This window comes from Actinoplanes sp. SE50/110 (assembly GCF_900119315.1).
Classification (GTDB): Bacteria; Actinomycetota; Actinomycetes; order Mycobacteriales; family Micromonosporaceae; genus Actinoplanes.
On the sequence record NZ_LT827010.1, the window covers coordinates 4,853,645 to 4,879,909 of the forward strand.

Sequence of the window (26,265 nt, forward strand, 5' to 3'; positions counted from 1 at the left end):
TTGCGGATCTTCGGTGAGGCTTCGTGGTTCGTGGGGAGACGTCGTGAGCGACCGGCGCAGCGCATTGGATCGGATCGACACCACGGTGGCGCACCCGGCCCGGCGCTACAACTACCTGCTCGGCGGCAAGGACAACTTCGCCGCCGACCGGGCCTCGGCCGAGGCGATCGAGAAAGCGATGCCGGCCATCCGGCTGGCCGCCCTGGAGAACCGGGCGTTCCTGCAGCGGGCCGTCAAGTTCCTGGCCGAGCGCGGCATCCGGCAGTTCCTCGACATCGGCACCGGCATCCCGACCGCGGACAACACGCACGAGGTCGCCCAGCGGATCGACCCGGCCGCCCGGATCGTCTACGTCGACAACGACCCGATCGTGCTCACCCACGCCCGGGCGCTGCTCACCAGCACCCCCGAGGGCGTCACCGCCTACATCGACGCCGACCTGCGCGACCCGCGCACCATCCTCGACGACCCGGAGGTGCGCGCCACCCTCGACTGGGACCGGCCGATCGCGGTCATGATGGTCGCGGTGCTGCACTTCATCCGCGACGACGAGGACCCGCAGGGCGTGGTCGACACCATCCTGGACGCGCTGCCGCCCGGCAGCTATGTGGTCGCCTCCCACTCCACGTGGGAGTATCTGCCGGCCGACGCGATCGCCGCGCTGGAGGCCGCCAACGCCGACGGCCGGTTCCGCGCCCGCACCGGCGAGCAGCTCGGCAAACTCTTCCAGCGGCTCGACCTGCTGGAGCCCGGCGTGCAGTCGGTGTCCGAGTGGTGGCCGCAGGAGGCGTCGCAGCCCCGGCCGTCGATCGAGGACGTCGCCTTCAACGCGATCGTGGGACAGGTCCGCGCCCGGGGGTGATCCCTGTTGGCGAGGCGTCAACGAGACGGTACCGTCCTCGGGAAAACAGTGCGGCGCCCCGAGGAGACGTGTGTGGAGCAGGCCGGCCGGGAGGAAACCCGGCTGCGGATCGCCCGTTACCTGGACAGCCCGGCACCGTCCGCGCCACCACTGACCGCATCGGCGTCAACCGGGACTGCATCGGCGTCAGGCGATGCACCATCCCCGCCGGCCGGTGCTCCGCCCACGTCGTCCGCGGCCGGGCCCACGTCGGCGGCTGACACATCGACGTCGTCCGCCACCGCAGCGACGTCAGCAGCCACCGGGGCCAGGCTGCCTGCCACCACAGCGACGTCAGCAGCCACCGGGTCCACGCTGCCTGCCACCACAGCGACGTCGACCGCCACCGGGTCCACGCTGCCTGCCACCACAGCGACGTCGACCGCCACCGGGTCCACGCTGCCTGCCACCACAGCGACGTCGACCGCCACCAGGTCCACGCTGCCTGCCACCGCGTCGACGGCTACCGCCTCATTCGATCGGCGCCTGCCGAACATCGCCGACTACTGGCCGGATGCCCCCGGCCGCCGGAAAGCCGGCTGGCAGGGTCTGCTCCCGGGTGCGGGTCGCCGGCAGGGCCCACTCCCGGGCGGGGGCGGCGACCACAGCGCCGGCAGCCGCCATCCTGACCGGCGGCCGGCTACCGGCCGCGGTAGCGACATTCCGGATTCGTCTCCCTCGTCCCGGCGCCGGCGCCGTCGGCCGGTCATCCTCGCCGGGGTCCTCGCGCTGCTGGTCATCATCGGATCGGTATTGCTCGCCCGCCCACTCACCAACTCGGACATCCATCAGCGCGCGGCGCCCGTCGTGCCGCCCCTGCCGAGTCAGGTGGTCATTCCGCTCGAACCCAGGCCCACCCCGTCGTCCGTCGCGCCGAGCCATGCGCCCAGCATCCCGGTGATCCCGGTCCGGACCACGGCCGCCGCCCGGTTCGAACTGGTCACCGGAGTCACCGACCTTTCGGTCCGCACCGCCCGGCTGGACGGCGACTTCAAGGTCAGCGGACCGGCGGACAGCGCCTTCGACGACGGCGTGCTGCGGCTCAGCGGCAACGGCGACGGCTCCGGCCCGGTCGAGGTCCAGTTGAGCGACCAGCGGGTGTGGCGCCTGCGGATCGGCGCCGGCACCAAATCGGTCACCCTGAACCTAGGCGCGGGCACGATCAGCCGCATCGACCTGAACGGCGGCGCCGAACGCATCGACATCACCCTCGGCCGCCTGGCCGCAACCCTGCCGATCCGGATGGCGGGCGGGGTGAGCACCTGGCAGATCCGCACCGCCGGCGAGATACCGGTCAAGGTGACAGTCGGGCAGGGCGCCGGCGACATCGCCTTCTACGGCAACCATCAGGGCGGCATCGGCGCCGGCGCCACCCTGCGCTCCGGTGACTTCACCGCCGGCCCCGCCCTCGACATCACCGCCACCGCCGGCCTGGGCACCCTCGACATCGCCCGAGCCTGACCGGCACCGGCCCGCGCCCTCCGCAGCCCTCCCTTTGCGTTCACCCAGGGATTCGAATGGGACGACTTTCGGCACCCTCCCGCCCCGGCGCCTCCCCTCGACCGCCGGGCCGGCACCAGTACCTCCCCTCGACCACCGGCCCGGCACCCCACCGCACCGCACCGCACCGCCTCAACCCCGCTCCGGCGCCTCCCCTCGACCGCCGGCCGGCACCCTCCCGCACCAGCACGCTTCTATCCCGCCCCGGTGGTCCGTCGCTCCTCAGCTCAGTGCTTTCTCCGCGGCGGCGAAGGTCTCCGCGTACTCCGCGAAGAGGGTTTCACCGACCGCCACGGGATCTTCGCCGGCCAGCACGCGAGCGGCGGCCCGGAAGTAGACCGTCCGGTAGGCGGCGACGGTGACCGCCGCGGCCAGCCGGAGCCGCAGTTCCCCCTCGCCCCCGCCCCTCCCGCTGCTCTCCCGGGCGAGCTCGACCAACAGATCCTCCAACTCCTGCTGGAACTCACGGACCCGTGCCTGCAGCGCCGGTGAACCGACCACCACCCGGTAGAACCCGGCGTGCCCCCGACCCGGGTAGGCGCTCAACGGGTGACCGGCGGCCAGCAGGTCGAACACGACACCCCGGAAGGCGGCGAGCACACTCGTCCCCTCCGGACGGTTGCGGACCGCCTCGGTGGTCAGCGCGAGCAGCTCGGGCAACCGGTCGAGGAACAGGTCCTCCTTGCGCGGGAAGTAGTTGAACACCGTCTTCTCCGAGACGCCGGCCGCGGCGGCCACCTCGGCGACGGTCACCAGGTCGAAGCCCCGCTGGACGAACATCTCCGTCGCCACGCCGGAGATCAGCTCGCGGGTCTGGCGCTTCTTGCGCTCCCGCAGTCCCATTTCGGTCACAGCAAAAGTTTACTTGCTAGAACCTTTTAGTGGCAGTACTTTTCTGGTGACAGTGAAAAGGGGAGGACGGGGGACGACGATGACCGACGTCGTAGTGGCCGGGGCGGGCCCGGTGGGCCTGCTGCTCGCCTGTGAGCTGCGACTGGCCGGGGTCACTGTGGTGGTGCTGGAGCGAAACACCGAGATCGACCTGACGGTCAAGGCCGGCTACATCACCGTGCCCGGCATCCAGGCCCTCGACCGGCGCGGCCTGTCGCCCGCGATCGAGCGGGCCCGCGACGAGACGCTGGCCCGCATGGGCTTCGCCGGCCGGGGCCCAGTCCAGCAGAAGATGCCCCGATTCATCGGCCACTTCGGTGGCATGATGCTCGACGGCCAGCTTCTCGACCCCGACGATCCGGACATCGCCGCCGGCGGCCGGTTCAGCGCGCTCGGCATGGTCAGCCAGCAGCAGCTGGAGGTCATCCTCGAGGAGCGCGCCCGGGCGCTCGGCGCCGAGGTGCGCCGTGGCGTCACCCTGACCGACTTCGAGCAACACGCCGACGGCGTCGTCGTCACCACCGACCAGGGCCTCATCGAGGCCGGTTGGCTCGCGGGGTGCGACGGCGGCCGCAGCACGGTCCGCAAACTGGCCGGTTTCGCATTCCCGGGCACCGATCCGGAGATCACCGCCTACCAGGCGATCGCCGACATGATCGGCACCGAGGGCCTGCGTCCGGGTTGGCACATCACCGACACCGGGGTCTACACGTTCGGCCCGTTCCCCGGCCGCATCCTGGTCGCCGAGTTCGACGGCGCCCCGGCCGACCGCACCAGCCCGGTCACCGTCGACGAACTGCAGGGAGCGATCCGCCGGGTCACCGGCGTGGACGTGACCGTCACGGGGATCAGCTCGGTCACCCGGTTCACCGACAACGCCCGCCAGGCCGGTACGTATCGGTCGGGCCGGGTGCTGCTCGCCGGAGACGCCGCCCACGTCCACTCACCATTCGGTGGTCAGGGCATCAACCTGGGGCTCGGCGACGCGATGAACCTGGGCTGGAAACTGGCCGCCACCATCCGGGGTTGGGCCCCCGACGGGCTGCTGGACACGTACACCGCGGAGCGCCACCCGATCGGCGCCCAGATCCTCGACTGGACCCGTGCCCAGATCGCGATCATGCGCCCCGACCAGCACTCCCGCGCCATTCGCGGTGTCCTTCAGGGTCTCACCTCCACCGTCGACGCCACCACCTGGCTGGCCAAACGCATCTCCGGCGTCTGGCAGGGCTACGACCTGCCCGGCGACCATCCGCTGACCGGCCGCAGCGCCCCCGACCTCACGTTCGACGACGGCACCCGACTCCCCGACCACCTCCACTCCGGTCGCGCCCTGCTGGTCGACCTCGCCGACGACCCCGACCTCCCCGCCCTGGCCACCGGCTACGCCGACCGCCTCACCGTCCACTCGGCCAAAGCCGCCACCTCCGACCTCACCGCCGCACTCATCCGCCCCGACGGCTACGTCGCCTGGGCCTCTTCCGGTTCCCCCACGACCGACCTCCGCCACCACCTGACCACCTGGCTAGGCAATCCCGCCTGACACCCACCGACCACCCTCGTCACCGCTCCCGGTCCTCCGCGGCCCGACCCACCGCCCTCGGGTCTACCGCCTCCATTTCCGCCGATCCGTCCCGCCGCCTCCGGGCCTGCTGCCTCCCGGCCCGCCGATCCGTCCCGCCGCCTCCCGGCCCGCCGATCCGTCCAGCCGCCTCCCGGCCCGCCGATCCGTCCAGCCGCCTCCCGGCCCGCCGATCCGTCCAGCCGCCTCCCGGCCCTGCCACTACCGGGTTCACCGCCCCGGTTTCATCGTTCGGGCTTGCCCGGCTGACCAACCAGGCGCCTGCGAATCCCCAGGCTTCCCACCATCGGGGGAGCCACACGCTTCTTGCCCAGCGCCTCTCCGCGGCGTGCTCCAGTCGGTACGCCGTTGCCTACCTGCCGGCAGTGCGGGTGGCCGGCCACGGCACAAGCGGCCGGCCGCGACCGGAACCGGCGAGCGGCCACCCCCGACCCGGAGCCGGCAAGCGGCCACCCGGAACCAGCAAGCGGCCAACCGCAACCCAGAGCCAGCAAGCGGCCGACCGCAACCCAGAGCCAGCAAGCGGCCGACCGCGACCTGAAGGCGTGCGCGGCCAGCTACGACGCGAAAGCGTTCGCGGCCAGCTACGACCCGGAACCGGCGAGCGGCTAATCGGGACCCGAAGCCGTGCGCGCCGGCCGGGAGACCGTAGTGGGCTCCGGAGAGATCTAGGGCATTGACCCAGACGGATGGCTTTCGTCTGACGTTAACCCGGCTATAACCGGTGGCCCCTAGATTCCATCGAAGGTCACGAAAGAGGGACTTATGCCGGCACTGCATGCGATCCGGGCCCGGGGTGTCACCAAGCGCTTCGGGGAGGTTGTCGCACTCGACGGCGTTGACCTGGATCTTGGGCGTGGACAGATTCACGGGCTGGTGGGGCCGAACGGGGCGGGGAAGACGACGCTGCTCGGGCTGCTGCTGGGGCTGGCTGTGCCGGACGGCGGGACGCTGGAGATTCTCGGGGTGCCGGTTCGGCGGGCGCTGGCGGGGCCGGATGGGGTGGCGGGGTTCGTGGATGGGCCCGGGCTCTATCCGTCGCTGACCGCGCGGCAGAATCTGGAGGCGCTGGCCGCGCTGCGGGGTCAGGTTTCCGGGGGCCGCACCGGTCGTGTCCGGGCCGGGGCGGTGGCACGGGAAGCGGACCTCGATGAGGTGCTCGGCCAGGTGGGACTGGCCGAGGTGGCCGATGATCGGGCGGGGACGTTCTCGCTCGGGATGCGGCAGCGGCTGGGACTGGCGGCGGCGCTGGTGACCAGGCCACGGCTGCTGGTGCTGGACGAGCCGTCCAACGGGCTCGACCCGGCCGGCAAACGGCAGGTGCACGGGGTGCTCCAACGGATGGCCGCGGACGGGACCGGGGTGATCCTGTCCAGCCATCGGATGGACGAAGTGGAGGCGTTCTGCTCCGAGGTCACCATTCTGAACCTGGGGCGGGTGGTGTTCTCGGGGCCGCTGGCCAAGCTGGCCGCCGAGCATCGCGAGCTGGAGTATCGCCTGGTCACCTCGGATCCGGCCGGGGCCCGGCGGGTGGCCGGGGACACGCCGGGGGTCGCGGTCACCGGGGACCTGGTGATCCGGGCGCTCCTTCCGGCACTGGACGACCTGGTGGTGCGGCTGGTGCGGGCCGGCATCGCGGTGCGCGAGCTGACCCCGGCCGTGTCGCCGCTGGAAGCCGCCTTCCTGTCACTCACCGAAGCAGCCGCGGCATGACCGCCGGCATCGCACCGGACCCGCAACGGACCGGCGAGCGACCGGTGCCGGTGCCGGTGCGGCGGGGGTATCGGTTCGAGCTGGTGAAGCTCGGGGCGCAGTGGCGCATCCGGCTACTGGTCCTGGCCTGCTGGATCGCGCCCGGGTTGTTCGTGGCGGGGGTCGGTCAGCAGACGACGTTGCCGGTGGACACGCTGTTCGGGCGGTGGATGCTCGCGACCGGGTGGGCGAGTCCGCTGGTCATGCTCGGGTTCGCCGGCACGTGGGGGCTGCCGCTGCTGGCGGCGCCGGCCGCGGGCGACGTGTTCGCGGTGGAGGACCGGCTGGGGACCTGGCGGCATCTGCTGGTCACGGTGCGGTCACCGCGGCGGATCTTCGTGGCCAAGACGCTGGCCGGCCTGACGGTGATCGTGCTGCTGGTGGCGGGGCTGGCCGTGTCCAGCACGGTGGGCGGGCTGCTCGCGGTGGGTGACCACCCGCTGATCGGACTCGATGGGCAGGTGCTGACGGCGGGGTCCGCCGGCGTACCGGCAATCCTGTCCTGGATTTCTGCCCTTGCCCCGACCCTGGCGCTGGCCGCGATCGGGCTGCTCGGTTCGGTGGCACTCGGCCGCAACCCGATGGGGCTGCTGCTGCCCGCGATGGTGGGGCTGGGCATGCAGGTGGCGCAGATGCTGCCGCTGCCGGTGGCGGTGCGCCTGGCGTTGCCCATTCACGCGTTCCTCAGCTGGCACGGCCTGTTCACCAGCCCGCGCGAGCTCGGTCCGCTTCTGATCAGCGTCGCGGTCAGTCTGCTGTGGGCGGCCGCGGCCACCGCTCTGGCCTACCGGATCTTCGTGCGCCGGGACTTCACCCCTGCGGCGTACGACGGCTCGGGCCGCCGCGCGCTGGTCGATGGCGCCCTGCCGCTGGCCGGTCTGGCGGTGGCGACGGTCGGGCTGTTGCTCGTCACGGTGCCCGGCTCGACCGGGACCGGGATCACCCAGGCGCGGGTGGAGTCCTCGGTGGCGACCACTTTCGCCCGTCTCTATCGGCTGCAGGCCGGGCAGTTGCACCGGCCGGACGTGACCGAGGCGCAGTTGCAGGCGGCCGCGGCGTGCACGAAGGGCGGCGGTCTGGTCGACGCGGAGGGGCCGGGCAACGACTGGCGCTGCGTCGTCTCCTGGCATCTGCCCGAGGTGACCGCTGTGGGTCAGGCCGTCTACCAGCTGGATGTCGCCACGGACGGGCGGTATGTCGCGGACGGCGACGGCCCGAAAGAGGTGAACGGCTATTTCGTCGTGCGCACCGACAACGGCGACGCACCGAATCCGCTCTGGCAGTTCGACGGCATCGTCGAGCTGCTTCCGAAGGGATAGCGACTATGCAGGTACAGCGCCGCAGGCAGGTGAGACAGAGGTCCGGCCGGTGGTTCGCGGTGACCGCCGGGACGACCGCGACGGTCGTGCTGGCCGGGGCCGGGGTGGCCTACGGGTCGACCCTCCCGTTCGGTCACGACCAGGTCGGACAGGTCACCGCGAAGGGGCAGGTGGTCTCCGCCGATCAGTACATCGACCCGATCGGCAAGCGCCTGGTCATCGACAAGGGCAAGATCATGTCCGCGGTGGTGAGCCCGGACGGCACGCACGTGGCCGCGTCGATCACCGACGGCGGGATGGCGCTGGCCGTCGTCGACCTCACGACGTGGCGGGTGCAGCAGCTGATCGGCAACAACGCGGCCGCCGACCTGAAGATCAGCGGTAACGACGTCGGGCAGGAGGGTCCCACCTACTCCCCCGACGGCAGACAGCTGTGGCTTGCCCAGGCGACCGGATACCGCAGATTCACCGTGCACGACGACGGCACGCTCGCCGACCCGGCGTTCGTCCCGATCCCCACCGACGCGACGAAGAAGGCCCTGGCCGGGCAGGCCGTGTTCAGCGCGGACGGCGCTACCGTGTACGCCGCGGTCAACGGGCAGAACCGGGTGGTCGCGATCGACGCGGCGACCGGTGCGATCACCCGGAGCTGGGCAACCGGCAACGCGCCGCGGGACCTGGCGCTGGTCGGGTCCAAGCTGTACGTCAGCAACGAGGGCGGGCGCACCGCGGTCACCGGCGACACCACGCTGAACTCTTACGACACGCAGGTGCCGGCCAATCCGGTGACCGGCGCGACGACGACCGGCACGGTCAGCGTGATCAACGTGGCGGATCCGGACGCGGCGGTCGGCAGCATCACCGTGGGGCTGCACCCGACCGCGGTGTACGCGCACGGCAGCACGCTGTTCGTCACCAACACCGCCACCAACGACGTCTCGGTGATCGACACCGCCCGGGACGCGGTGGTGCAGACGATCGCCACGCAGCCCTGGCCGGAGGCGTCGGTCGGGTACGAGCCGGATGCGGTGACCCTGACCGGCGACGGGCACCTGCTGGTCACCCTGGGACGGGCGAACGCCGTCGCGGTCTACCGGTTCCGCGGGGCACAGGAGCCGGTCAGCTACGTGGGGCTGCTGCCGACCGACTACTTCCCGGCCGAGATCGCGACGGTCGGCGGGCAGGTGCTGGTGGCCAACACCCGGGGCATCGACGCGCGGCGGCCCACCACCGCGGCCGGGCACGGCAGCCACGACACCACGTCCAGCCTGCAGCGGTTCGCGCTGCCCGCGGATCGGGTGATCAAGGCGTACACCGCCAAGGTCTTCCGGCAGAACGGCTGGACCCCGGGCTCGGTGGTCGAGGCCCCGAAACGGGGACGCGTGCGGGCGACGCCGGTGCCGGCGCGGCTCGGCGACCCGTCGACGATCAAACACGTGTTCCTGATCGTCAAGGAGAACCGGACGTACGACCAGATGTTCGGCGACGAGCCACGGGCGGACGGTGACCCTGCGGTGGCCGAGTTCGGCGAGACCGTGACGCCGAACCAGCACGCGCTCGAACGGCAGTTCGGGCTGTACGACAACACCTACGACATCGGCACCAACTCGGCCGAAGGGCACAACTGGCTGATGCAGGCCGACGACCCGGAGTACACCGAGTCCTCGGCCGGCGAGTACACGCGCAGCTACGACACCGAGGACGATGCACTGGGTCACCAGCGGACCGGGTTCATCTGGACCGGCGCGCAGGCGGCCGGCAGGACGGTGCGCGACTTCGGCGAATTCCACCAGTTCCTCACCAAGCCGGCCGATGCGACCTGGCAGAACCTGTACTGCGACGCGAAGACCATGAGCGCCGCGGGGGCGGACACGGCGTACCACCTCGTGTCGTCCTCGCCGATCCCGTCGCTGAACAGCGTGTCGGTGCCCGGCTTCCCGAAGTTCGACACCGCGGTGCCGGACATCTACCGGTACGAGATCTGGAAGCGGGACTTCGAGCACAACGGCCCGGCGAACCTGAACATGTTCTGGCTGTCCAGCGACCACACCGGTGGCCCGCCGAGCGCCGCCGCGCAGGTCGCCGACAACGATCTCGCGGTCGGGAAGATGGTCGACACCATCTCGCACTCGAAGTACTGGAAGGACTCGGCGATCTTCGTGGTCGAGGACGACTCGCAGGCCGGGCTGGACCACGTCGACGGGCATCGGGCGCCGATCCAGGTCATCAGCCCGTACGCGCGGCACGGTGTGGTGGACAGCCGGTACTACTCGCAGATCACGATGATCCGCACGATCGAGCAGATCCTCGGGGTCCACCCGATGAACCAGAAGGACAGCGCGGCCACGCCGATGGTCACCGCGTTCACCGGGCGGCCGGACTTCACGCCGTTCACCGCGCTGCCGAACCGCACCTCGCTGACCCTGGGCCTGTCGACGCCGCCGCCGTGCGGTGCGGACACCCCGGTGGCGGCAGCCCCCGCGGCGGCCGTCCCGGCGGCGGTCACCCCGCTGGTCGCGCAGTGGGAGGCGTGGAAGTCCCGGCAGCGGCTGACCGGTCCGGACGCGGTGCCTGACTTCGCCAACCCGGCGCAGATGAACCACTTCACCTGGTATCAGACGCACAACTGGACCAAGCCGTACCCGGGGGAGGCGACGATCGTCGCGCCCGATCGGGTGCCGGGGGCGTACCTGCCGTCGACAGATACCGACTAAGCGTGTATTACTTGATTACATGATTACGGGCACGGGTGCGTCATGATCGTCGAATACCTCCGCTACCGGGTCGATGCTGACCGGGCCGCCGGGTTCGAGCAGGCGTACCAGCGGGCGGCCGTGCAGCTGGCGGCCGCCCCGCAGTGCGTCGACTACGAGTTGAGCCGCTGCGTCGACGAGCCGGCGGCATACCTGCTGCGGATCACCTGGACATCGGCCGAAGATCATCTGAAGGGATTCCGGGGCGGCGAGCTCTTCCCCGGTTTTCTGGCCGAGATCCGGCCCTACGTCGACGACATCGAAGAAATGCGGCACTACGAGGTGACCGGGGTGCACGGCACCGGGGGCTCGGTGCCGACGATGTACGAGTGGGCCGGCGGCGCGGCGGCCTTCGAACGGCTCACCGCAGCCTTCTACACCCGGGTCCTCGCCGACGACACGATCGGCCCGCTGTTCGCCCACATGGACCCGTCCCACCCGAGATATGTGGCGATGTGGCTGTCCGAAGTGTTCGGCGGCCCCTCCGCGTACACCGACTCGCGCGGCGGATACGCCCACATGCTGGGCAAACACCTCGGGCGGGCGATCACCGAGCAGCAACGCCGCCGCTGGGTGGCGCTGCTCGTGGACGCCGCCGACGAGGTCGGGCTGCCCGACGACCCGGAGTTCCGGGCCGCGTTCATGGGCTACATCGAGTGGGGCACCCGACTGGCCCTGGCCAACTCGCAGCCCGGCGCCGCACCACCACGACAGGCGCCGGTGCCGCACTGGGGCTGGGGGGTGGCGCCGCCGTACCGGGTACCGTGACGGTGTGGATCTTCCGAACGACGCCGCGGCCATCATCTTCGACTGCGACGGCCTGCTCGTCGACAGCGAGACCTGCTGGACACGCGCCGAGACGACCCTGTTCGCCGAGCACGGCCACGGCTTCGGGCCGGAGCAGAAGAACCTGCTGATCGGCAAGACGCTGCCGGCCGCCGGCGAGGTGATGGCCGACCACTTCGGTCTGCCCGGCAGCGGCCCGGCCCTGGCGGCACGACTCTCCGCCCTGGTCGCGCAGGAATTGGCGACGGGCGCGGAGCCGCTACCGGGGGCCCGGAACCTGGTCGAGTCGCTGCTGGGCCGGGTCCCGATCGCGGTCGCCAGCAACAGCCCGCGCGCCTTCGTCGACGCCGCGCTGATCACTTCCGGCCTGGCCGACCTGTTCAAGTACGTGTATGCGGTCGGCGACGTCGAACACGGCAAACCGGCACCCGACCTCTACCTGGCGGCCTGCGCGGGCCTCGGCGCCGACCCGGCCCGCTGCGTGGCCTTCGAGGACTCGGCGACCGGCGTCGCCTCCGCCAGCGCCGCCGGCCTCTTCGTGATCGGCGTGCCATCGGTCCCGGGCACCACCCTCAAAGCCCACCGGTCGTACGCGTCGTTGACCGATCCTGGACTGCTGGCCTGGGCTGACCGCCTCGCATCGTGAGCCGGCAGCGGCCGCCCCGGTGACCGACCATGGCACGGAACCGCCGGACATCGTCGCACCGTCGCTGCGATCGGTGAACCCACCGCCGGAGCGGACGACGGGAAATCGCTTCCCGCCGCGTATGAACGGTCCTATCCTGCGCCGATGGCACGCTGCCAGCCGCCGTTGCTGACACCGAGGTGGGGCCGATGCCCCACGTGACGATCCATGCACTCGAACACGAGCTGGCCAGCCATGAACCGGCCCTCATCGCGAAACTGACCACCGCCGTCGTATCCGTTTACGGCGAACGGGTCCGCAGCTCAGTGGACGTCAAGCTGGTCGGCATCCCGGCCGGACGGTGGGCTCGCGGCGGAGCGGCGGTCGCGACGGCTGCACCCTCGGTCACGTTCGGCATGCGCGAGGAAGTGTTCGCCCGACCGGACGCGGCCACCGTCGCCGCACACCTGGTCGCCGCGCTCGCCGAGGCCATCACCGCCGTTTTCGGCGACGGTTGCCGGGGCGACGTTCTCGTCGAACCGGTCGGCCGGCCCACGTCCCGGTCCGGGCTCGGCGGCAGGGTGATCGACGTCGTCAGCGATTGACGACGACATGGTCGAGCTCCCTTCACCCGAGGACCCGGACGCCGCACCGGCTGCCGTCGTGGCGCTGCGGCACAGCCGGCACCCCCATGGCGGTGACCCGACAGCGGACGACGATCCGCAGCCCGACGTACCACCAGGATCCGATCCGGATCAGTCAGGTACGCATCGACGGGCCTCCCTGCGCCCGACACCCTGTGGAGGCGGGGCTAACACGCTGCCGCGTTTCAGGAGTGGGTGGCTCCGGACATCTGGGTGATCATCTGGACGGACCGCTCCACGGTGTCGTATCCCCGGGGAATCATCACCCGCTCGTAGGCGGCGACCGCGTCGGGTAGTGGCCTGCCGGACAGCAGCTCGGCGGCCAGGGTCGCGGCGTCCTGCAGGGCGGTGTTGGCGCCCACTCCCCCGGCCGGCGGCATGGTGTGCACGGCATCACCGAGCAGGGTCACCGGACCGGGCGCCCACGGGTCGGTGCGGACGCTCGCTCGGATGGTGATGGGGAAGAAGGAGGAGCCATCGGCGTACGAAAGAAGCTGCTGAATTTTCGGATGCCAGTCGTCGGGTTGACCGGTGCCGGCCGGGCCGACCAGCGCGATCATCAGGTAGCCGGGGCGGCCGTCCCGGTAGACCACCGGCGCGAAGCCGGCGCCCCAGCCCCCGCTCCCGGTCACCCAGCAGAACCCGCGGCGGAAATCGGCCGGGATCAGCGGGCCGGTGGTGGCGTCGATCGGCATCCGGCCGTATCGGCAGCGCAGCCCGAGATCGCGCGGCGCGGCGCCGGGGAGCAGCCGGGCGCGCACCGCCGAGCCGGCCCCGTCCGCACCCACCAGCAGATCGCCCTCGTCGGTGCCGCCCTCGGCGAACGTCACCCGGACCCGGCCGGCCTCGGTGACCCGGTAGTCGGCCACGGTGTGGCCGAAGTGGACGAGGTCGGTCACACCGGTGAGCAGGCCGCGGCGGAACGTCTCCCGATCGACGTTGGTGATCTCCGTGTCCGGGATGCCGGGGAACTCCTGGGCGAACACCCGCCGCAGGTCGGGGGTCAGGGTGGCGACCAGGTCGCCGGTGACACCGCTGGTGTCCCGAACCAGATCGAGGACGGCGGGCGGCAGACAGTCGCGCAGGGCGGCGTTGCCATCCGCGTCGATGTGCAGGCGGTAGCCCTGACCGCGGGTCTGCGGACCGGGGTCACGCTCGTGGACGGCGACCTCGAAGCCGCCGCGGTGCAGGGCCTGGGCGAGCGCGAGACCACCGAGACCGGCGCCGCTGATCAGGATTTTCGTCATGCCCGACACGGTATCAAGCGCCCGCATGTCTTTGTCAATCATGTGATTGATTGATCCGGTGTAGGGTCCGTCTGTGACATCACCACGTCCGCGCAGGTCACCCCCGCCTCAGGAACGCCGGCGAGACCCGGAACGCACCCGCCGGAAGATTCTGGAGGCGGCCGCCGTCGAGTTCGCCGACCACGGCTACGCCGGCGCCCGCACCCGGGCCATCGCCGCCCGCGCCGGCGTCAACCAGCAACTGGTGTCGTACTACTTCGGCGGCAAGGAAGGCCTCTACCGGGCCATGTCCGACCAGTGGCGGCAGCGCCGCGACGACCTCGCCCCGGACGGCACCCCGATGCCCGAACAGCTCCGCCGGTACGCCATGGAGATCGTGCACAACCCGGACGGTGTCCGGATGTTCGCCTGGAGCGGCCTGCAGTACACCGGCCCCGACGACGACCCGGACCGGGACTCCCGCACCCAGATGCTCGGCGGCAGCGTCACCCACCTGCGCCGGCTCCAGGAGGCGGGCCGGCTGCCGGCCGAGATCGACCCGGTCTGCCTGCAGATCATGCTGATGGCCGCCAGCATGGCCACCACGACGCTGCCGCACGTGATCGAGGGGTTGTGCGGGGCGGACCCGCGCTCCCCCGAGTTCGTCGAACACTACGCCGACCAGGTCGCCCTGGTGGCCCGCCTGCTCGGCCTCGACGAGGACTGATCAGGCGGGCCGGGCCTCACTTCAGGTGGCGGGGCAGGAAGTCGTGGTCGAGGCCGTACCACCGGATCCGCCGGTGGTCGCCCGGGTTGGCGTGCAGGGTCTTCTCCGGGCTGGCGAACGCGTCGAACAGCTCCAGGGCCTCGGCCCGGGTGACGTGTTCGTCGTCCCACGGCATCAGGAACTGGACCGGGACGGTGATCCGGCGCGCGGCTTGCCGGGCCGCGTCGTACACGAAGAAGCCGCTGCCGAAGACGGCGGCCCTGATCCGGGGATCTGCCGCGGTCAGCTGGAGGCCGATCGCGGTGCCCAGGGTGATGCCGCCGCCGTAACCGATCGGCGCGTCCGGGCCGATCTCCGGCAGCTGTTGCAGCGCGTCCAGGGTCTGCTGCCACTCGGGAACCGCCTGGGCGGCCAGGTGGATGCCGTAGCGGACGCTGGCCGACCGGAACAGCGACGGGTCGCCGGAGGCGAAGGCGGCGCGGGCCCGGTCGTCCTCGGGGCCGCGGGGGCGGTCGCCGTGGCCGGGGGCGTCGATCGCGGCGACCCGGAAACCGTGGGCGGTGACCAGGTCGCGGGCCCGGGCCGCCTGGGCGGGGGTCTTCTTGTGCAGGCCACCGCCGTGACCCATGAGGATCAGCGGGCCGGGACCGGCGTCGCCGGCCGGTGACCAGAGGACGCCGGGGATGTCACCGACGAGGAAGTCGCGTTCGAGGACGCCGTCGGCGGTGGTCTGGGCGGTGAAGTGGAGCGAGTGCATGACGGGTTGCCTTCCGATGGCGGTCGGGGCTCCCGGCAATCCTCAGCTCAATCGCCTGATCGTGACGGCGAGGGGAGCACCCACGTGGTTACTGCGGTCATGGGTCTCACCTCCTCGACGGGGTCACGATCGAGCCGGACACTATCAGATCCCGGCCGGGTGTCCATCGTGGATCACCCGGCCGGGAGGAAGAGCCCGGGATCAGGGCACGAACACCGCGCGTACGCAGTCGTCCTTCTTGTCCTTGAAGATCTGGTAGCCCTCGGGCGCCCGGTCCAGCGGCATCACATGGGTGGCCAGGTGTTCGGTGGTGAGCTCACCCGTGGCCATCCGGTCCAGCAGCATCGGGATGTAGCGCTGCCCGTGCATCTGGGCGCCGCGTACCGTCAATCCCTTGTTCATCAACGCACCCAGCGGAAACTTGTCGACGAAACCGGCGTAGACGCCGAGGACGAACACCGAGCCGCCCTTGCGGCAGGCGTGGATCGCCTCGCGGACCGCGATCGGCCGGTCGGTCTGCAGCCGCAGCTGCTGTTTGAGCTGGTCGTAGGCGAAGTGCGGGCCGGGCGCGTGCGCCTCCATGCCGACCGCCTCGATGCACACGTCCGGGCCGCGGCCGCCGCTGAGCTCGCGCAGTTCGCCGGCGATGTCGGTCTGCTCGTAGTTCAGGGTCTCCGCGCCGATGTGCTGCCGGACCTGCCGCAGCCGGTTCTCGAGCCGGTCGATGACGACCACCCGGTCGGCGCCGAGCAGCACGGCGGCGCGGGCCGCCATCTGCCCGACCGCCCCGGCGCCCCACACCGCGACCACGTCGCCCGGGGCGACCCCGGCCAGGTCGGCGCCCATCCAGCCGGTGGCGGCCGTGTCGGAGGCGAACAGCGCGCGCTCGTCGCTGACCGCTTCCGGGACGGTGAACGCGCCGACGTCGGCGAACGGCACCCGGATGTATTCGGCGTGGCTGCCGGCGTTGCCGCCCATCGCGTGCGAGTAGCCGAAGCAGCCGCTGGGCGCGTGCCCCCACAGGGTTTCGGTGATCGCCGGGTTGGTGTTGCCGTTGTCGCACAGCGAGTAGAGCTTCTGGTCGCAGTACCAGCAGTTGCCGCAGGCGATGAACGACGACACCACGACCCGGTCGCCGACCCGGTGGTTGCGCACGTCCGGGCCGATCTCGACGACCTCGCCGAGGAATTCGTGCCCGAGCACGTCGCCCTTCTGCATGAACGGGATGTACCCGCCGAGCAGGTGCAGGTCGGAGCCGCAGGTGACGGTCTTGGCGACCTTCACGATGATGTCGCCCGGGTTGCGCAGCTCCGGGTCGGGCACGGTGCCGACGGCGAGCTTGTTCACACCCTCCCACTGCAGCGCCTTCACAGCAGGCCTCCTTCGCGGCCGTTGCGGGTGGCCGCCTGCAGCGGCCGGTTCAGCAGCGTCGGCGTGGTGGTGGCCGGGCCGGACGGCAGCAGCACGTCACCGGCCTCGATCAGGGAGCGGGTTTCGCGCAGGGCGCGGCGGACGTCGCCGTCGGTGACCGGGGAGCCGTCCGGGATGCGGACCGCGATCTCGGTGCCGCGGCCGCCGGGTGCGGCCGCCAGCGAGATCTCGACCCGGTCGGCGATCTCGCGCAGCGAGCCGGGCAGCTGCGTGCTCTCCAACTCGGACAGGGGTTTGTAGACCGTGAGGACGTGCCGCCGGCGGGTGGGCGGCGCGGCACCGCGGCGGCGGACGGCGGTTGCGGCGACGACGACGCCGGCCGCGAGCGGTCCGACGATCAGAAGCGATTTGCGTGTACGACCCATGTCCCCCCGGATACCACGCCGCGGCGCCGATAAACGGTTCGTGGCGTACGCACAGGAACAGGTCAGGACCTTTCCAGCATCGGGGAGTACATCAATGGGGGTGAACCCGCACGAGCAGTCGCCGTACACGCCGATGCCGCCGCAGCAGTACTGGCCGCAGCCGGCCCCGCCGCCGCGGCGACGGCCGGTGGGTGCGCTGGTGGCCGGTGCGCTCGCGGCGCTGATGGTCACCGGTGGGGCCGGGTTCGCCGCGGGTTGGGGTCTGCGGAGCGAGCCGGTCGCGCAGCAGAGCACCCGAGGATCCCACCTGCCCCGAGATCCCGGCGACGGCGCCTCGTCCTCAGCCGGGGCCACCGACGCCCAGGTCGCCGCGGTCGCGGCCAAGGTCGACCCGGCCCTGGTCGACATCGACACCGTCCTCGGCGCGCAGAACGGCGCGGCCGCCGGCACCGGCATCGTGATCGGCGCGGACGGCATCGTGCTCACCAACAACCACGTGATCGCCGGCGCCACCGCCATCACGGTCACCGACATCGGCGACCACCGGGCTTACCGGGCCGCCGTCGTCGGCTACGACCGCGCCCGGGACATCGCCGTGCTCCACCTCGACGGAGCGTCCGGCCTGGCCACCGCCACGCTCGCTGAGTCGACCCCGGTCCGCCAGGGCGACCCGGTCGTCGCGATCGGCAACGCGGGTGGCGCCGGCGGCACCCCCGGCGCGGTCGGCGGCGTGGTCGCCGCACTGCACCGGTCGATCACCGCGCAGGACGCGTCGAGCGGCGCGTCCGAGCAGCTCACCGACCTGATCGAGGTGAACGCCGCGATCCGGCCCGGTGATTCCGGCGGCCCGCTGCTGACCACCGACGGCACGGTGATCGGGGTCGACACCGCCGCCTCGACCGGTTTCCGCTATCCGGCCTCGGGCGGTGCCGGCTACGCGATCCCGATCGACGCCGCGATGAGCATCGTCCGGCAGATCCAGGCCGGTCAGGCCTCCGACGGCAGTCACCTGGGCGCCACCGGCTATCTGGGGATCGGCGCGGCCGACGGTGCCGGCGGCGCCGCGGTGCGCAGCGTGGTGCGGGGTTCGCCGGCCGCCTCGGCGGGCCTCGCCCGCGGCGACACGATCACCGCCGTCGACGGCGCCCGGGTCGGCTCGGCGGCCGCGCTGATCGAGCGGCTGGACCGGCACCACCCCGGCGACCGGGTGAAGCTGTCCTGGACGGACACCGCCGGCCGGACCCGCTCCGGCACCGTGGCCCTGGCGAGCGGCCCGGTCGGGTGAGCCGCCCACCCCGGTCGGTGATCGGTCCTGCGGCCCCGGTCCGCTCGGCGCCCTGGCGTCCCGGCACTGCGGTGGCAGGGTGGACACGGTGGGTCAGCCCGGTCACCCGGGTCGGCTACGAAGCGCTGCACAACCGGATGGGAGTGTCGATGCCACAGACCGGAAGGCTCACCCTCGCCCAGCGCCCGGCCGGCGACAACGACCTGATGTCGGCCGGGGAGATCCGCACCCCCGCCGGCGACCCGGCGTGATGACCGTCGAGATCTCCTACCGCCCCGCGGACGCGCCGGTCCCCCGGCTGGCGGCGCTGTTCGCCACCGCCTGGTGGGCGGCCGGGCGCACCGACGACGAGGTGGCCCGGATCGTGGCCGGCTCGGACGTGGTCGTCGCCGCCGTGGACCGTGACTCCGGCCGCCTCGCCGGATTCGCCCGGGTGCTGACCGACGGTGTCGCCCTGGCGATGGTGCTGGACGTGATCGTCGCCCCGGAGCATCGCGGCACCGGCGTGGGCGCGCTCGTGATGGACGCGGTGCTGCGGCATCCCGCGGTGGCGGCGGCGCGCAGCGTCGAGCTGGTCTGCCAGCCGGAGTTGCTGCCGTTCTACCGCCGGTGGGGCTTCACCGACCGGGTCGGGCGGTCGCGGCTGATGCGCCGGACCGCCGATCCGGCCCTGACCGATGACGATCAGACGCCGCCGACCGCTGAGCGCCGGCCCGTGCCGTGAGTTACCTGACCGGGACGAGGCGGAAGATGCGCAGGGTGCGGTGGGCGGCCCGGTCGCGGTATCGGGCGTAGCCCGGCCACTGGTCCACGAACAACTGCCACAGGCGTTCCCGCTCGTCGCCGTCGGCCTCCAGCGCGTCGACCGGCACGTCGCGGCCGCCGATGGTGATGGTGGCGCGGGGCGTCGCGCGCAGGTTGTGGACCCATGCCGGGGCGTTCGGGCCGCCCCAGTTGGAGCCGACCACCACGTACCCCTCGCCGTCCGTGACGTACTGCAGCGGGCAGCTGCGGGGCTGACCACTGCGCCGGCCGGTGGTGGTGAGCAGCAGGCCGGGGGCCATGCCGAGGGCCACGATCCGGCCGCGGGTGATCCGGCTGACCCAGCGGTCGAGGGTCACGGTGCGTTTCGCGATCGGGGTGAACCCGGGGATCGAGCCGACCGTACGCCAGAATTTTCGCCAGACCATCCGAACCTCCGTCACCCCGGCACGTGTCGCATGATCATGTCAGGCGGGTGCCGGGGAGCGGCTACAGGTTGCCGGTTCCCGAGAGGAGTTTGACGATCTCCTCATTCGGCGGCCTGGACCGGGCCGGAGGTTTCGCCGCCGGTCATCACCATCCCGTAGTGGCGGTTGCCGCCCAGGTCGAGGTGGGCGATCGAGGTGAAGGTGTCGCCCTTGGCCGCGGCGACGTCCTGGGAGCCGACGTTGATCGGATGTATCAGGACGCGGTTTCGACGGGTGCGACGGCGTGCCCTACCGTGTCGGCATGTCACGAGGAGTCGTCCTGATCACGGGTGCCAGTGCCGGCCTCGGCGAGGAGATGGCCAGGCAGTTCGCGGCGCTCGGCTACGACCTGGCGCTGTGCGCGCGCCGGGTGGACCGGCTGGCGGCGCTGCGCGACGAGCTGCCCGGCCGCCGGGTGGTCGTCAAGCAGCTGGACGTCACCGACGACGCCGCGGTGTCCCGGGTGTTCGGCGAGTTCGCCGCCGAGTTCGGCCGGATCGACCGGGTGGTGGTCAACGCCGGGCTGGGCAAGGGCGCGCCGCTGGGCACCGGCCGGTTCGCCGCGAACCGGGCGACCGCGATGGTCAACTTCGTGGGGGCGCTCGCCCAGGCGGACGCCGCGCTGGAGATCTTCCGCCGGCAGCGGGGCGGCCATCTGGTGCTGATCTCGTCGATGTCGGCGCTGCGCGGGATGCGCAGATCGATGACGACGTACGCGGCGACCAAGGCCGGCGTGGCGGCGATCGCCGAGGGTGTCCGGTCGGAGCGGATTCCCGGCGTCGACGTGTCGGTGATCTATCCGGGGTACATCCGGTCGGAGATGAACGAGCACGTCCAGCAGAAGACCAGGTTCATGGTCGACACCCCGGTCGGGGTGCGGGCGATGGTCGCGGCGATCGAGAAACGCCGGTTGAAGGCGTTCGTCCCGGCCTGGCCGTGGGTGCCGATCGGCGCCGCGATGCGGCTTCTTCCGCTTTCCGTCGTACGAAGGATGGTGTGACGCCGTGGCCCGGCTTCTGCTGATCCGGCACGGTCAGGCGTCGTTCGGCGCCGACGACTACGACGCCCTCTCCGACCGGGGGCACGAGCAGGCCGCCGCGCTGGGCCGGGTGCTCGCCGCCCGCGGGGTGCGGCCCACGCTGCTGCTGCGCGGCACCATGCGCCGGCATCGGGAAACCCTGGACGGGCTGGGTTTGGACGCGCCGGTGGTGACCGACGCGAACTGGAACGAGTTCGACTTCCAGCACGTCGTCGAGGTGCATCGCCCGCACTTCCGGGACCGGGCCGCGATGATGGCCGAGCTGAACCGGTCGGAGCAGCCGGGCCGCGCCTTCCAGGCGATCTTCGACGAGGCCACCGCCCGCTGGTGTTCCGGTGCTTTCGACGCCGAGTACGCCGAGTCCTTCGCCGCGTTCCGCACCCGGGTCGCCGCCGCGCTCACCGCGGTCGCCGCCCTGCTGCGCGAGCACCGGGACGTCGTCGCGGTCAGCTCGGGCGGCCCGATCGCGATCGCCGCCGCCCTGCTCACCGCCGGCCCGGACGCGCCGGCCAACACCCTGGCGACGATCTGGGCGGCGCTGAACCGGGTGTCGGTGAACACCGGCGTCACCAAGATCATCGCCGGGCGGGCCGGGCTGTCGCTGTCCACCTTCAACGAGCACACCCACACCGAGACCGAGCCGCGGCTGCTGAGCTACCGCTGAGCGGGGCCGCGCATCGACACCGGTCTCCCCTATGGTCGGTGCGTGCTCTCGGTGCTGCTGTTCGTCCCGTTCCTGATCCTCACCGTGCTGGCCTTCGCGGCGATCATCCGCCGGCTGCTCGGTGTCCGGGTCGGCCTGGGTCGCACGCTGCTGGCCGCGGTGCTGGCCACCGGGGTGACCTCGCCGCTGCTGGCGGCCCTGGCGCCGCCCGACCCCCGGCACGTCACGACCGGTCAAGGCGTCCTGCTGATGCTGGCCGCGGCCAGCGTCGCGGTGCTGATCGCGATGGCCGCCCTGGTGATCGCCGAGGTGCTGCTGCCGACCGGCACCCTGCCCGGTCCGGTGGAGCTGTGGCGCGGCACCCGCCGGCGGATCGTGCGCACCCGGCGCTATGCGGCGATCGTCCGGATCGCGCTGCGCCACGGTCTGGGCCGGTTCCTGCGCGGCCGCCGGCAGACCGGGCCCACCTCGGCCGCCGCCCGCCGCCGGCTGGCCCGGTCGTTGCGCGCCGCGCTGGACGAGGGCGGGGTCACCTTCGTCAAGGTGGGCCAACTGCTGTCCACCCGGCGTGACCTGCTGCCCGCCGAGTTCGTCGAGGAGCTGACCGCGCTGCAGGACCGGGCCGCTCCGGTGCCGTGGGAGCGGATCGAGGCGGTCCTCAGCGCGGAGCTGGGACGTTCGGCCGGCGAGGTGTTCGCGACCATCGACCGGGAGCCGCTCGCGGCCGCCTCGGTCGCGCAGGTGCACGCGGCCACCCTGCCGGACGGCACCCCGGTCGTGGTGAAGGTGCAGCGTCCCGGCATCGCCACGATCGTCGACCGGGATCTGGACATCCTGCGGCGGCTCGCGGCCACGCTGGAGGCCCGCACGAGCTGGGGCCGCTCGCTCGGGGTGCGCGGGCTGGCGCTGGGCTTCGCCGAGGCGCTGCGCGAGGAGCTGGACTTCACCGTCGAACGCGACAATCTGCAGACGATGGCCGCGGCGCTGGCCACCGCGCCGGAGCGCGGCGTGCGGGTGCCCACCCCGTACGCCGCAATAAGCTCGGAAAAGGTCCTGGTGATGCGCCGGCTGCCGGGTACGCCGCTCGGGTCGGCCGCACCCGTGCTCGACCGGCTGGGCGCCGACCGGCGCGAGACGGTCGCCGCGGCGCTGCTCGACAGCCTGCTCGACCAGGTGCTGGTGCACGGCGTCTTCCACGCCGACCTGCACCCCGGCAACCTGCTCGTCGACCACGACGGCGCCCTCGGCATGCTGGATCTCGGCTCGGTCGGCCGGCTCGACGCGATCACCCGCGCCGCGGTCGGCCGGCTGCTCGGCGCGGTCGGCCGCGGTGACGCGGTGGCGGCCAGCGACGCGCTGCTCGACCTGGCCGACCACACCGAGGAGGTCGACGAGCGGGATCTGCAGCGGGCGCTGGGCGTGCTGCTGGTCCGCTACGCGGCGCCGGGCAGCAGTGCCGGGGTGGCCGCGGTGTCCGCCCTGGTGCGCACGCTGACCGCGTACGGCCTGGGCATCCCGGCGGCGGTGGCCGCGGTCTTCCGCGCGTTCGCCACCCTGGAGGGCACGCTGGGCCTGCTCCGGCCCGGTTTCGACCTGATCGCGCAGGCGCGCGCCTCGGCCGGGCGCCGGCTGGCGGCGACCTTCGCCCCGGCAAACCTGTCCCGCACCGTCGAGGAGGAGCTGATCGCGCTGCTGCCGATGCTGCGCGGCGTCCCGCGCCGCCTCGACCGGATCGGCGACGCGATCGAGAACGGCCGGCTGCGGCTCAACATCCGCCTGTTCTCCGACGACCGGGACCGCCAGGTGGTCACCGGCCTGGTCCACCAGACGTTGCTCACGGTCATCGGCGCCGCGGCCGGGGTGATGGCCACCCTGCTGCTCGGCACCACCGGCGGGCCGCGGGTCACCACCGGCATCGGCCTGTTCCCGGTGCTCGGGTACCTGTTGCTGATCGTCGCGGTGGTCCTCGTCCTGCGCGTGCTGGTCGTCGTCCTGCGCCGCGACTGATCCCTTCCACAAGGAGAAGAACCTTGCTTCTGTACGACATGATCGGCGCCGACTATCCGACCACCCGGAGCACCGACCCGCGGATCGCCGCGCGGATCCGGACGGCTCTCGGTGATGCCCGGACCGTGCTCAACGTGGGCGCCGGCACCGGCTCCTACGAACCGCCCGACCTCGCGGTCACCGCGGTGGAACCGGCCGCGGTGATGCGCTCCCTGCGGCCGCCGGGCTCGGCCCCGTGCGTGGCCGCCACCGCCGACCGGCTGCCCTTCGCCGACCGGTCGTTCGACGCCGCGATGGCGGTCAGCACCGTGCACCACTGGCCCGACCCGGTGGCCGGCCTGCGGGAACTCCAGCGGGTGGCGCGCCGCGTGGTCGTCCTGACGTACGACGCCGCCTGCTCGCAACACTTCTGGCTGAACCGTGACTACCTGCCGGAATTCGACGGTCTGCTGACCGCCTGGCCGTCCCTGGCCGAGCTGACCGGCGCCCTCGGCGCCCGCGCCGAGCCGGTCCCGATCCCGTGGGACTGCACCGACGGCCTGTTCGAGGCCTACTGGCGGCGTCCCGAGGCCTATCTCGACGACCGGGTCCGCCGCGCGGTCTCGGTCTGGACCCGGGTGGGCCCGCGGGCGGAGCGGCGCGCCGTCACCGCGCTGCGCGCCGACCTGGCCTCCGGTGGGTGGGCGGCCCGCAACCGCGACCTGCTCGCCCTCGACTCCGCCGACCTCGGCCTCCGCCTTCTGGTGGCCTGACCCGCGCCTGCGGTGGTCAGCGGCGCTGAGCCGTGTTGATGGCGGCCTGGAGGCGGAGCCAGGTCGGGTCGGTCTCCGCGGCCGCGGTCACGTCACCGAGGTCGCCGGGCACCCATACCCGCTCGCCGTCGTGGCGGATCAGGTGTTCCGCCAGGTCGGCGCCCTCGGGCAGCTCGACGGTCGCCGCGCGGAACCGGGCGGCGACCGCCCTCGCCGGCCGGCTGTCTCCGGTCCGGCGGCCCCGGTGCTGTGTCACGGTGACCTGCCCGGCGCGGTCCGCGACCACCAGGCGGCCGGTCGAGGTGATCGCCAGCGCGCTGATCGGCGCGGAGCTGTGCTCCTCTTCGGCGACCTGCTCGGTGTCGAGATCGATGCCGAGGATGCCGCCCCGCGCCGTGCCGACCAGCAGGGTGCCGGTCCCGGGGGCGAAGGCGATGTTGTGCGCGGACCAGCGCTGCTGCTCGGCCAGCCACTCGGGCGGATACGGATAACCCGGATACGGCTCGCCGAGGGTGGTGCTGAGGACCCTGCGCATGGCCGGGAACGTGAAGACGTCGAGAGACTGAACGTAGGCGTTGCCCCGGACCGCCAGAAACCGCCCGTCGTCGGAGAACACCGGCGTCTCGTAGCCGTCGACATCGAGGATGATCGCATCACGCAACAGCGTCAGGCCCGCGGGCGGGTCCGCGCCGGGCCGGGCGAACAGAATGTGGGTCGCGCCCTGGTCGCTCACCATGGTGGCCAGCAGTCCGCCGCCGGGATGCTCGACGACGGCGGTGTCCCACCTCGGCCCCGGCCGCAGCTCGCCGGTGGCCAGGTCGATGGCGTCCGACCGTTCCCCGGCCGACTCCGGATCGAACAGTGCGGACGGCGACGCCCACAGCGTGCGCCCGTCCGGGCTGAAGGCGACGAAGCGGTAGGCGTGGCCGGGCCGGGACGCGGGCAGCGGAGCGGTGCCCTCCGGCGTCCAGAGGTGCGGGCCGGCCGGGCCGGTCACGACCAGCCGCGCCGCGGACGGATGCCAGGCCGGCTCGGGGACGAGTGCCTGTCGTTTCCAGGCTTCGGCCGGATAGGGTTCACCGCCGGCGTCGACGACGCCGAGCTGCCGGAGCCCGCCCGATCCGTGCTCCCACACGTGCACCGCCGGGCGGCTCCCGTTCACGCCGGCGATCAGGGGCAGCCGGCGGTGACAGAGCAGTCGCTCCATGTACGAGCCGTCCGGCGATGTCCATGTGCCGCCGCTGTCCCCGTTCACGCTTCGCGATGCTACGCGCCCCCGGCGAACGCTCAGTCGCCCAGAAAGTCATCGATGATCGGCGTGATCTCGCCGGCGAATTCGTCGAAGAAGCCGTGCCGGCCACCCTCGTGCAGGTGCAGCACGGCGCCCGGGATGCGGGCGGCCAGCAGCGGCGCGTTCGCCGACGGCACCATCCGGTCGTCGGTGCCGTGCAGGATCAGGGTGGGCGCCCGGACGCGGGGCAGCGCGTCCCAGGCGTCGTGCCGGTTGCTGGCCCGCAGGTGGGCGCGGCTCTCCTCGGCGCTCATCGTGGGGTCGCCGAACAGATGGCTGTGCCCGTCCCAGCCGTCGGTGTAGAACAGCTCGCGCAGGGTGCCGGCGCGGGCCTCCAGCAGCCGGCGCCGGACCTCAGGGGTGCGCTCGTGCGCCTGCGGCCCGCCGGGCGAGGTGCAGGCCAGCACCAGCCGGCGCACCAGGCCCGGATACCCGGCCGCGAGGTGCTGCGCGACCCGCCCGCCCATCGACGTGCCGTAGACGTCGGCCGGGCCGGGCAACGACCGCAGCACGGACGCCGCATCGTCGGCGAACGACCGGGTGGTCCAGTCGCCGACCGGGCCGCGGCTGTCGCCGGTGCCCCGCCAGTCGAAGGTGACCACCCGGTGGCGGTCCTCGAAGCCCTCGCGCAGCCCGGTCCACCAGAGGTGCGAGTTGGCCTGCCCGGCCAGCAGGAGCAGCACCGGGCCGTCATCGCGGCCACTGACCTGCACCGAAAGCACGCCGCCGATCCTACGCC

Annotated in this window: 25 protein-coding genes and 1 pseudogene; 16 read left to right on the top strand and 10 right to left on the bottom strand. The window is 72.3% G+C overall.

All coding sequences use genetic code 11. The annotated features are described in order from the left end of the window. The first annotated feature begins 43 nt into the window (after nucleotides 1-43). Nucleotides 44-862 (top strand): SAM-dependent methyltransferase, encoded by an 819-nt coding sequence (locus ACSP50_RS21635; protein ID WP_014691403.1) that lies wholly within the window; start codon nucleotides 44-46, stop codon nucleotides 860-862. Between the two features lie 116 nt (nucleotides 863-978). Here ACSP50_RS21635 and ACSP50_RS21640 read toward each other — a convergent pair whose 3' ends face one another. Next, nucleotides 979-1,332 carry a hypothetical protein gene (locus ACSP50_RS21640; protein WP_155123581.1) on the bottom strand — a complete coding sequence of 118 codons (354 nt, stop codon included), beginning with the start codon at nucleotides 1,330-1,332 and terminating at the stop codon, nucleotides 979-981. A 322-nt stretch (nucleotides 1,333-1,654) separates the two neighbouring features. Here ACSP50_RS21640 and ACSP50_RS21645 point away from each other — a divergent pair, with 322 nt between their 5' ends. Then, nucleotides 1,655-2,362, top strand: a complete 708-nt coding sequence (locus ACSP50_RS21645) for a hypothetical protein (protein ID WP_014691405.1) — start codon at nucleotides 1,655-1,657, stop codon at nucleotides 2,360-2,362. A gap of 261 nt (nucleotides 2,363-2,623) precedes the next feature. On the opposite strand, the gene ACSP50_RS21650 is transcribed toward ACSP50_RS21645, so the two are convergent. Next, nucleotides 2,624-3,244 carry a TetR/AcrR family transcriptional regulator gene (locus ACSP50_RS21650; protein WP_014691406.1) on the bottom strand — a complete coding sequence of 207 codons (621 nt, stop codon included), beginning with the start codon at nucleotides 3,242-3,244 and terminating at the stop codon, nucleotides 2,624-2,626. Nucleotides 3,245-3,332: 88 nt separating this feature from the next. Here ACSP50_RS21650 and ACSP50_RS21655 point away from each other — a divergent pair, with 88 nt between their 5' ends. The 7 genes from ACSP50_RS21655 to ACSP50_RS21685 all read left to right on the top strand — a co-directional run bounded on the left by ACSP50_RS21655 (nucleotide 3,333) and on the right by ACSP50_RS21685 (nucleotide 12,714). Then, nucleotides 3,333-4,835 (top strand): FAD-dependent oxidoreductase, encoded by a 1,503-nt coding sequence (locus ACSP50_RS21655; RefSeq protein WP_014691407.1) that lies wholly within the window; start codon nucleotides 3,333-3,335, stop codon nucleotides 4,833-4,835. A gap of 804 nt (nucleotides 4,836-5,639) precedes the next feature. Next, entirely contained in the window at nucleotides 5,640-6,587 is a 948-nt protein-coding gene (locus tag ACSP50_RS21660; RefSeq protein ID WP_014691408.1) for an ABC transporter ATP-binding protein, read from the top strand. Then, entirely contained in the window at nucleotides 6,584-7,945 is a 1,362-nt protein-coding gene (locus ACSP50_RS21665) for an ABC transporter permease (RefSeq protein WP_014691409.1), read from the top strand. Before ACSP50_RS21660 ends, ACSP50_RS21665 begins: the two co-directional genes overlap by 4 nt. Nucleotides 7,946-8,004: 59 nt before the next feature. Further along, nucleotides 8,005-10,659, top strand: coding sequence for an alkaline phosphatase family protein (locus ACSP50_RS21670; protein WP_231956683.1), 2,655 nt, complete (start codon nucleotides 8,005-8,007; stop codon nucleotides 10,657-10,659). Nucleotides 10,660-10,701: 42 nt separating this feature from the next. Next, complete coding sequence (locus tag ACSP50_RS21675; protein WP_014691411.1) at nucleotides 10,702-11,466, top strand: antibiotic biosynthesis monooxygenase; 765 nt, start codon at nucleotides 10,702-10,704, stop codon at nucleotides 11,464-11,466. A 4-nt stretch (nucleotides 11,467-11,470) separates the two neighbouring features. Further along, nucleotides 11,471-12,130 (top strand): HAD family phosphatase, encoded by a 660-nt coding sequence (locus ACSP50_RS21680; RefSeq protein WP_014691412.1) that lies wholly within the window; start codon nucleotides 11,471-11,473, stop codon nucleotides 12,128-12,130. 188 nt (nucleotides 12,131-12,318) lie between these two features. Beyond that, nucleotides 12,319-12,714, top strand: a complete 396-nt coding sequence (locus ACSP50_RS21685) for a hypothetical protein (protein WP_014691413.1) — start codon at nucleotides 12,319-12,321, stop codon at nucleotides 12,712-12,714. A 224-nt stretch (nucleotides 12,715-12,938) separates the two neighbouring features. On the opposite strand, the gene ACSP50_RS21690 is transcribed toward ACSP50_RS21685, so the two are convergent. Then, nucleotides 12,939-14,000, bottom strand: a complete 1,062-nt coding sequence (locus ACSP50_RS21690) for an NAD(P)/FAD-dependent oxidoreductase (RefSeq protein ID WP_080127955.1) — start codon at nucleotides 13,998-14,000, stop codon at nucleotides 12,939-12,941. A gap of 73 nt (nucleotides 14,001-14,073) precedes the next feature. On the opposite strand from ACSP50_RS21690, the gene ACSP50_RS21695 reads away from it, so the two are divergent. Further along, the gene (locus ACSP50_RS21695) at nucleotides 14,074-14,706 is read left to right on the top strand and encodes a TetR/AcrR family transcriptional regulator (RefSeq protein ID WP_014691415.1); all 633 of its coding nucleotides are present in this window, start codon (nucleotides 14,074-14,076) and stop codon (nucleotides 14,704-14,706) included. A 16-nt stretch (nucleotides 14,707-14,722) separates the two neighbouring features. Here the strand turns inward: ACSP50_RS21695 and ACSP50_RS21700 are convergent, their stop codons facing one another. From ACSP50_RS21700 to ACSP50_RS21710, 3 genes are all read right to left on the bottom strand, one after another. Further along, nucleotides 14,723-15,463: a dienelactone hydrolase family protein gene (locus ACSP50_RS21700; RefSeq protein WP_014691416.1), complete on the bottom strand. Its 741-nt coding sequence runs from the start codon at nucleotides 15,461-15,463 to the stop codon at nucleotides 14,723-14,725. Between the two features lie 201 nt (nucleotides 15,464-15,664). Then, complete coding sequence (locus ACSP50_RS21705) at nucleotides 15,665-16,834, bottom strand: zinc-dependent alcohol dehydrogenase (protein ID WP_014691417.1); 1,170 nt, start codon at nucleotides 16,832-16,834, stop codon at nucleotides 15,665-15,667. Further along, nucleotides 16,831-17,259: a hypothetical protein gene (locus ACSP50_RS21710; protein ID WP_014691418.1), complete on the bottom strand. Its 429-nt coding sequence runs from the start codon at nucleotides 17,257-17,259 to the stop codon at nucleotides 16,831-16,833. The genes ACSP50_RS21705 and ACSP50_RS21710 overlap by 4 nt, the downstream gene beginning before the upstream one ends. A gap of 94 nt (nucleotides 17,260-17,353) precedes the next feature. Here ACSP50_RS21710 and ACSP50_RS21715 point away from each other — a divergent pair, with 94 nt between their 5' ends. Together ACSP50_RS21715 and ACSP50_RS21725 are read left to right on the top strand one after the other, a co-directional pair. Next, complete coding sequence (locus tag ACSP50_RS21715) at nucleotides 17,354-18,544, top strand: S1C family serine protease (RefSeq protein ID WP_014691419.1); 1,191 nt, start codon at nucleotides 17,354-17,356, stop codon at nucleotides 18,542-18,544. A gap of 250 nt (nucleotides 18,545-18,794) precedes the next feature. Then, nucleotides 18,795-19,268 (top strand): GNAT family N-acetyltransferase, encoded by a 474-nt coding sequence (locus ACSP50_RS21725; RefSeq protein ID WP_014691421.1) that lies wholly within the window; start codon nucleotides 18,795-18,797, stop codon nucleotides 19,266-19,268. Nucleotide 19,269: 1 nt separating this feature from the next. Here ACSP50_RS21725 and ACSP50_RS21730 read toward each other — a convergent pair whose 3' ends face one another. Both ACSP50_RS21730 and ACSP50_RS42110 read right to left on the bottom strand, forming a co-directional pair. Continuing rightward, complete coding sequence (locus tag ACSP50_RS21730; protein ID WP_014691422.1) at nucleotides 19,270-19,734, bottom strand: nitroreductase/quinone reductase family protein; 465 nt, start codon at nucleotides 19,732-19,734, stop codon at nucleotides 19,270-19,272. 101 nt (nucleotides 19,735-19,835) lie between these two features. Then, nucleotides 19,836-20,042, bottom strand: a complete 207-nt coding sequence (locus ACSP50_RS42110) for a hypothetical protein (RefSeq protein ID WP_014691423.1) — start codon at nucleotides 20,040-20,042, stop codon at nucleotides 19,836-19,838. Here ACSP50_RS42110 and ACSP50_RS21735 point away from each other — a divergent pair. From ACSP50_RS21735 to ACSP50_RS21750, 4 genes and pseudogenes are all read left to right on the top strand, one after another. Beyond that, nucleotides 20,036-20,773, top strand: coding sequence for an SDR family oxidoreductase (locus tag ACSP50_RS21735; protein WP_043515037.1), 738 nt, complete (start codon nucleotides 20,036-20,038; stop codon nucleotides 20,771-20,773). The genes ACSP50_RS42110 and ACSP50_RS21735 overlap by 7 nt on opposite strands. A gap of 4 nt (nucleotides 20,774-20,777) precedes the next feature. Beyond that, nucleotides 20,778-21,476: a histidine phosphatase family protein gene (locus tag ACSP50_RS21740; RefSeq protein ID WP_014691425.1), complete on the top strand. Its 699-nt coding sequence runs from the start codon at nucleotides 20,778-20,780 to the stop codon at nucleotides 21,474-21,476. 42 nt (nucleotides 21,477-21,518) lie between these two features. Further along, nucleotides 21,519-23,483, top strand: a complete 1,965-nt coding sequence (locus ACSP50_RS21745) for an AarF/ABC1/UbiB kinase family protein (protein WP_014691426.1) — start codon at nucleotides 21,519-21,521, stop codon at nucleotides 23,481-23,483. A gap of 29 nt (nucleotides 23,484-23,512) precedes the next feature. Next, nucleotides 23,513-24,235 (top strand): annotated as a pseudogene (locus tag ACSP50_RS21750) (class I SAM-dependent methyltransferase); the annotation flags it as partial. A gap of 16 nt (nucleotides 24,236-24,251) precedes the next feature. On the opposite strand, the gene ACSP50_RS21755 reads toward ACSP50_RS21750, so the two are convergent. Beyond that, nucleotides 24,252-25,490 (bottom strand): hypothetical protein, encoded by a 1,239-nt coding sequence (locus tag ACSP50_RS21755; protein ID WP_197688073.1) that lies wholly within the window; start codon nucleotides 25,488-25,490, stop codon nucleotides 24,252-24,254. A 32-nt stretch (nucleotides 25,491-25,522) separates the two neighbouring features. Continuing rightward, the gene (locus ACSP50_RS21760; RefSeq protein ID WP_014691429.1) at nucleotides 25,523-26,248 is read right to left on the bottom strand and encodes an alpha/beta fold hydrolase; all 726 of its coding nucleotides are present in this window, start codon (nucleotides 26,246-26,248) and stop codon (nucleotides 25,523-25,525) included. Nucleotides 26,249-26,265: the final 17 nt, after the last annotated feature.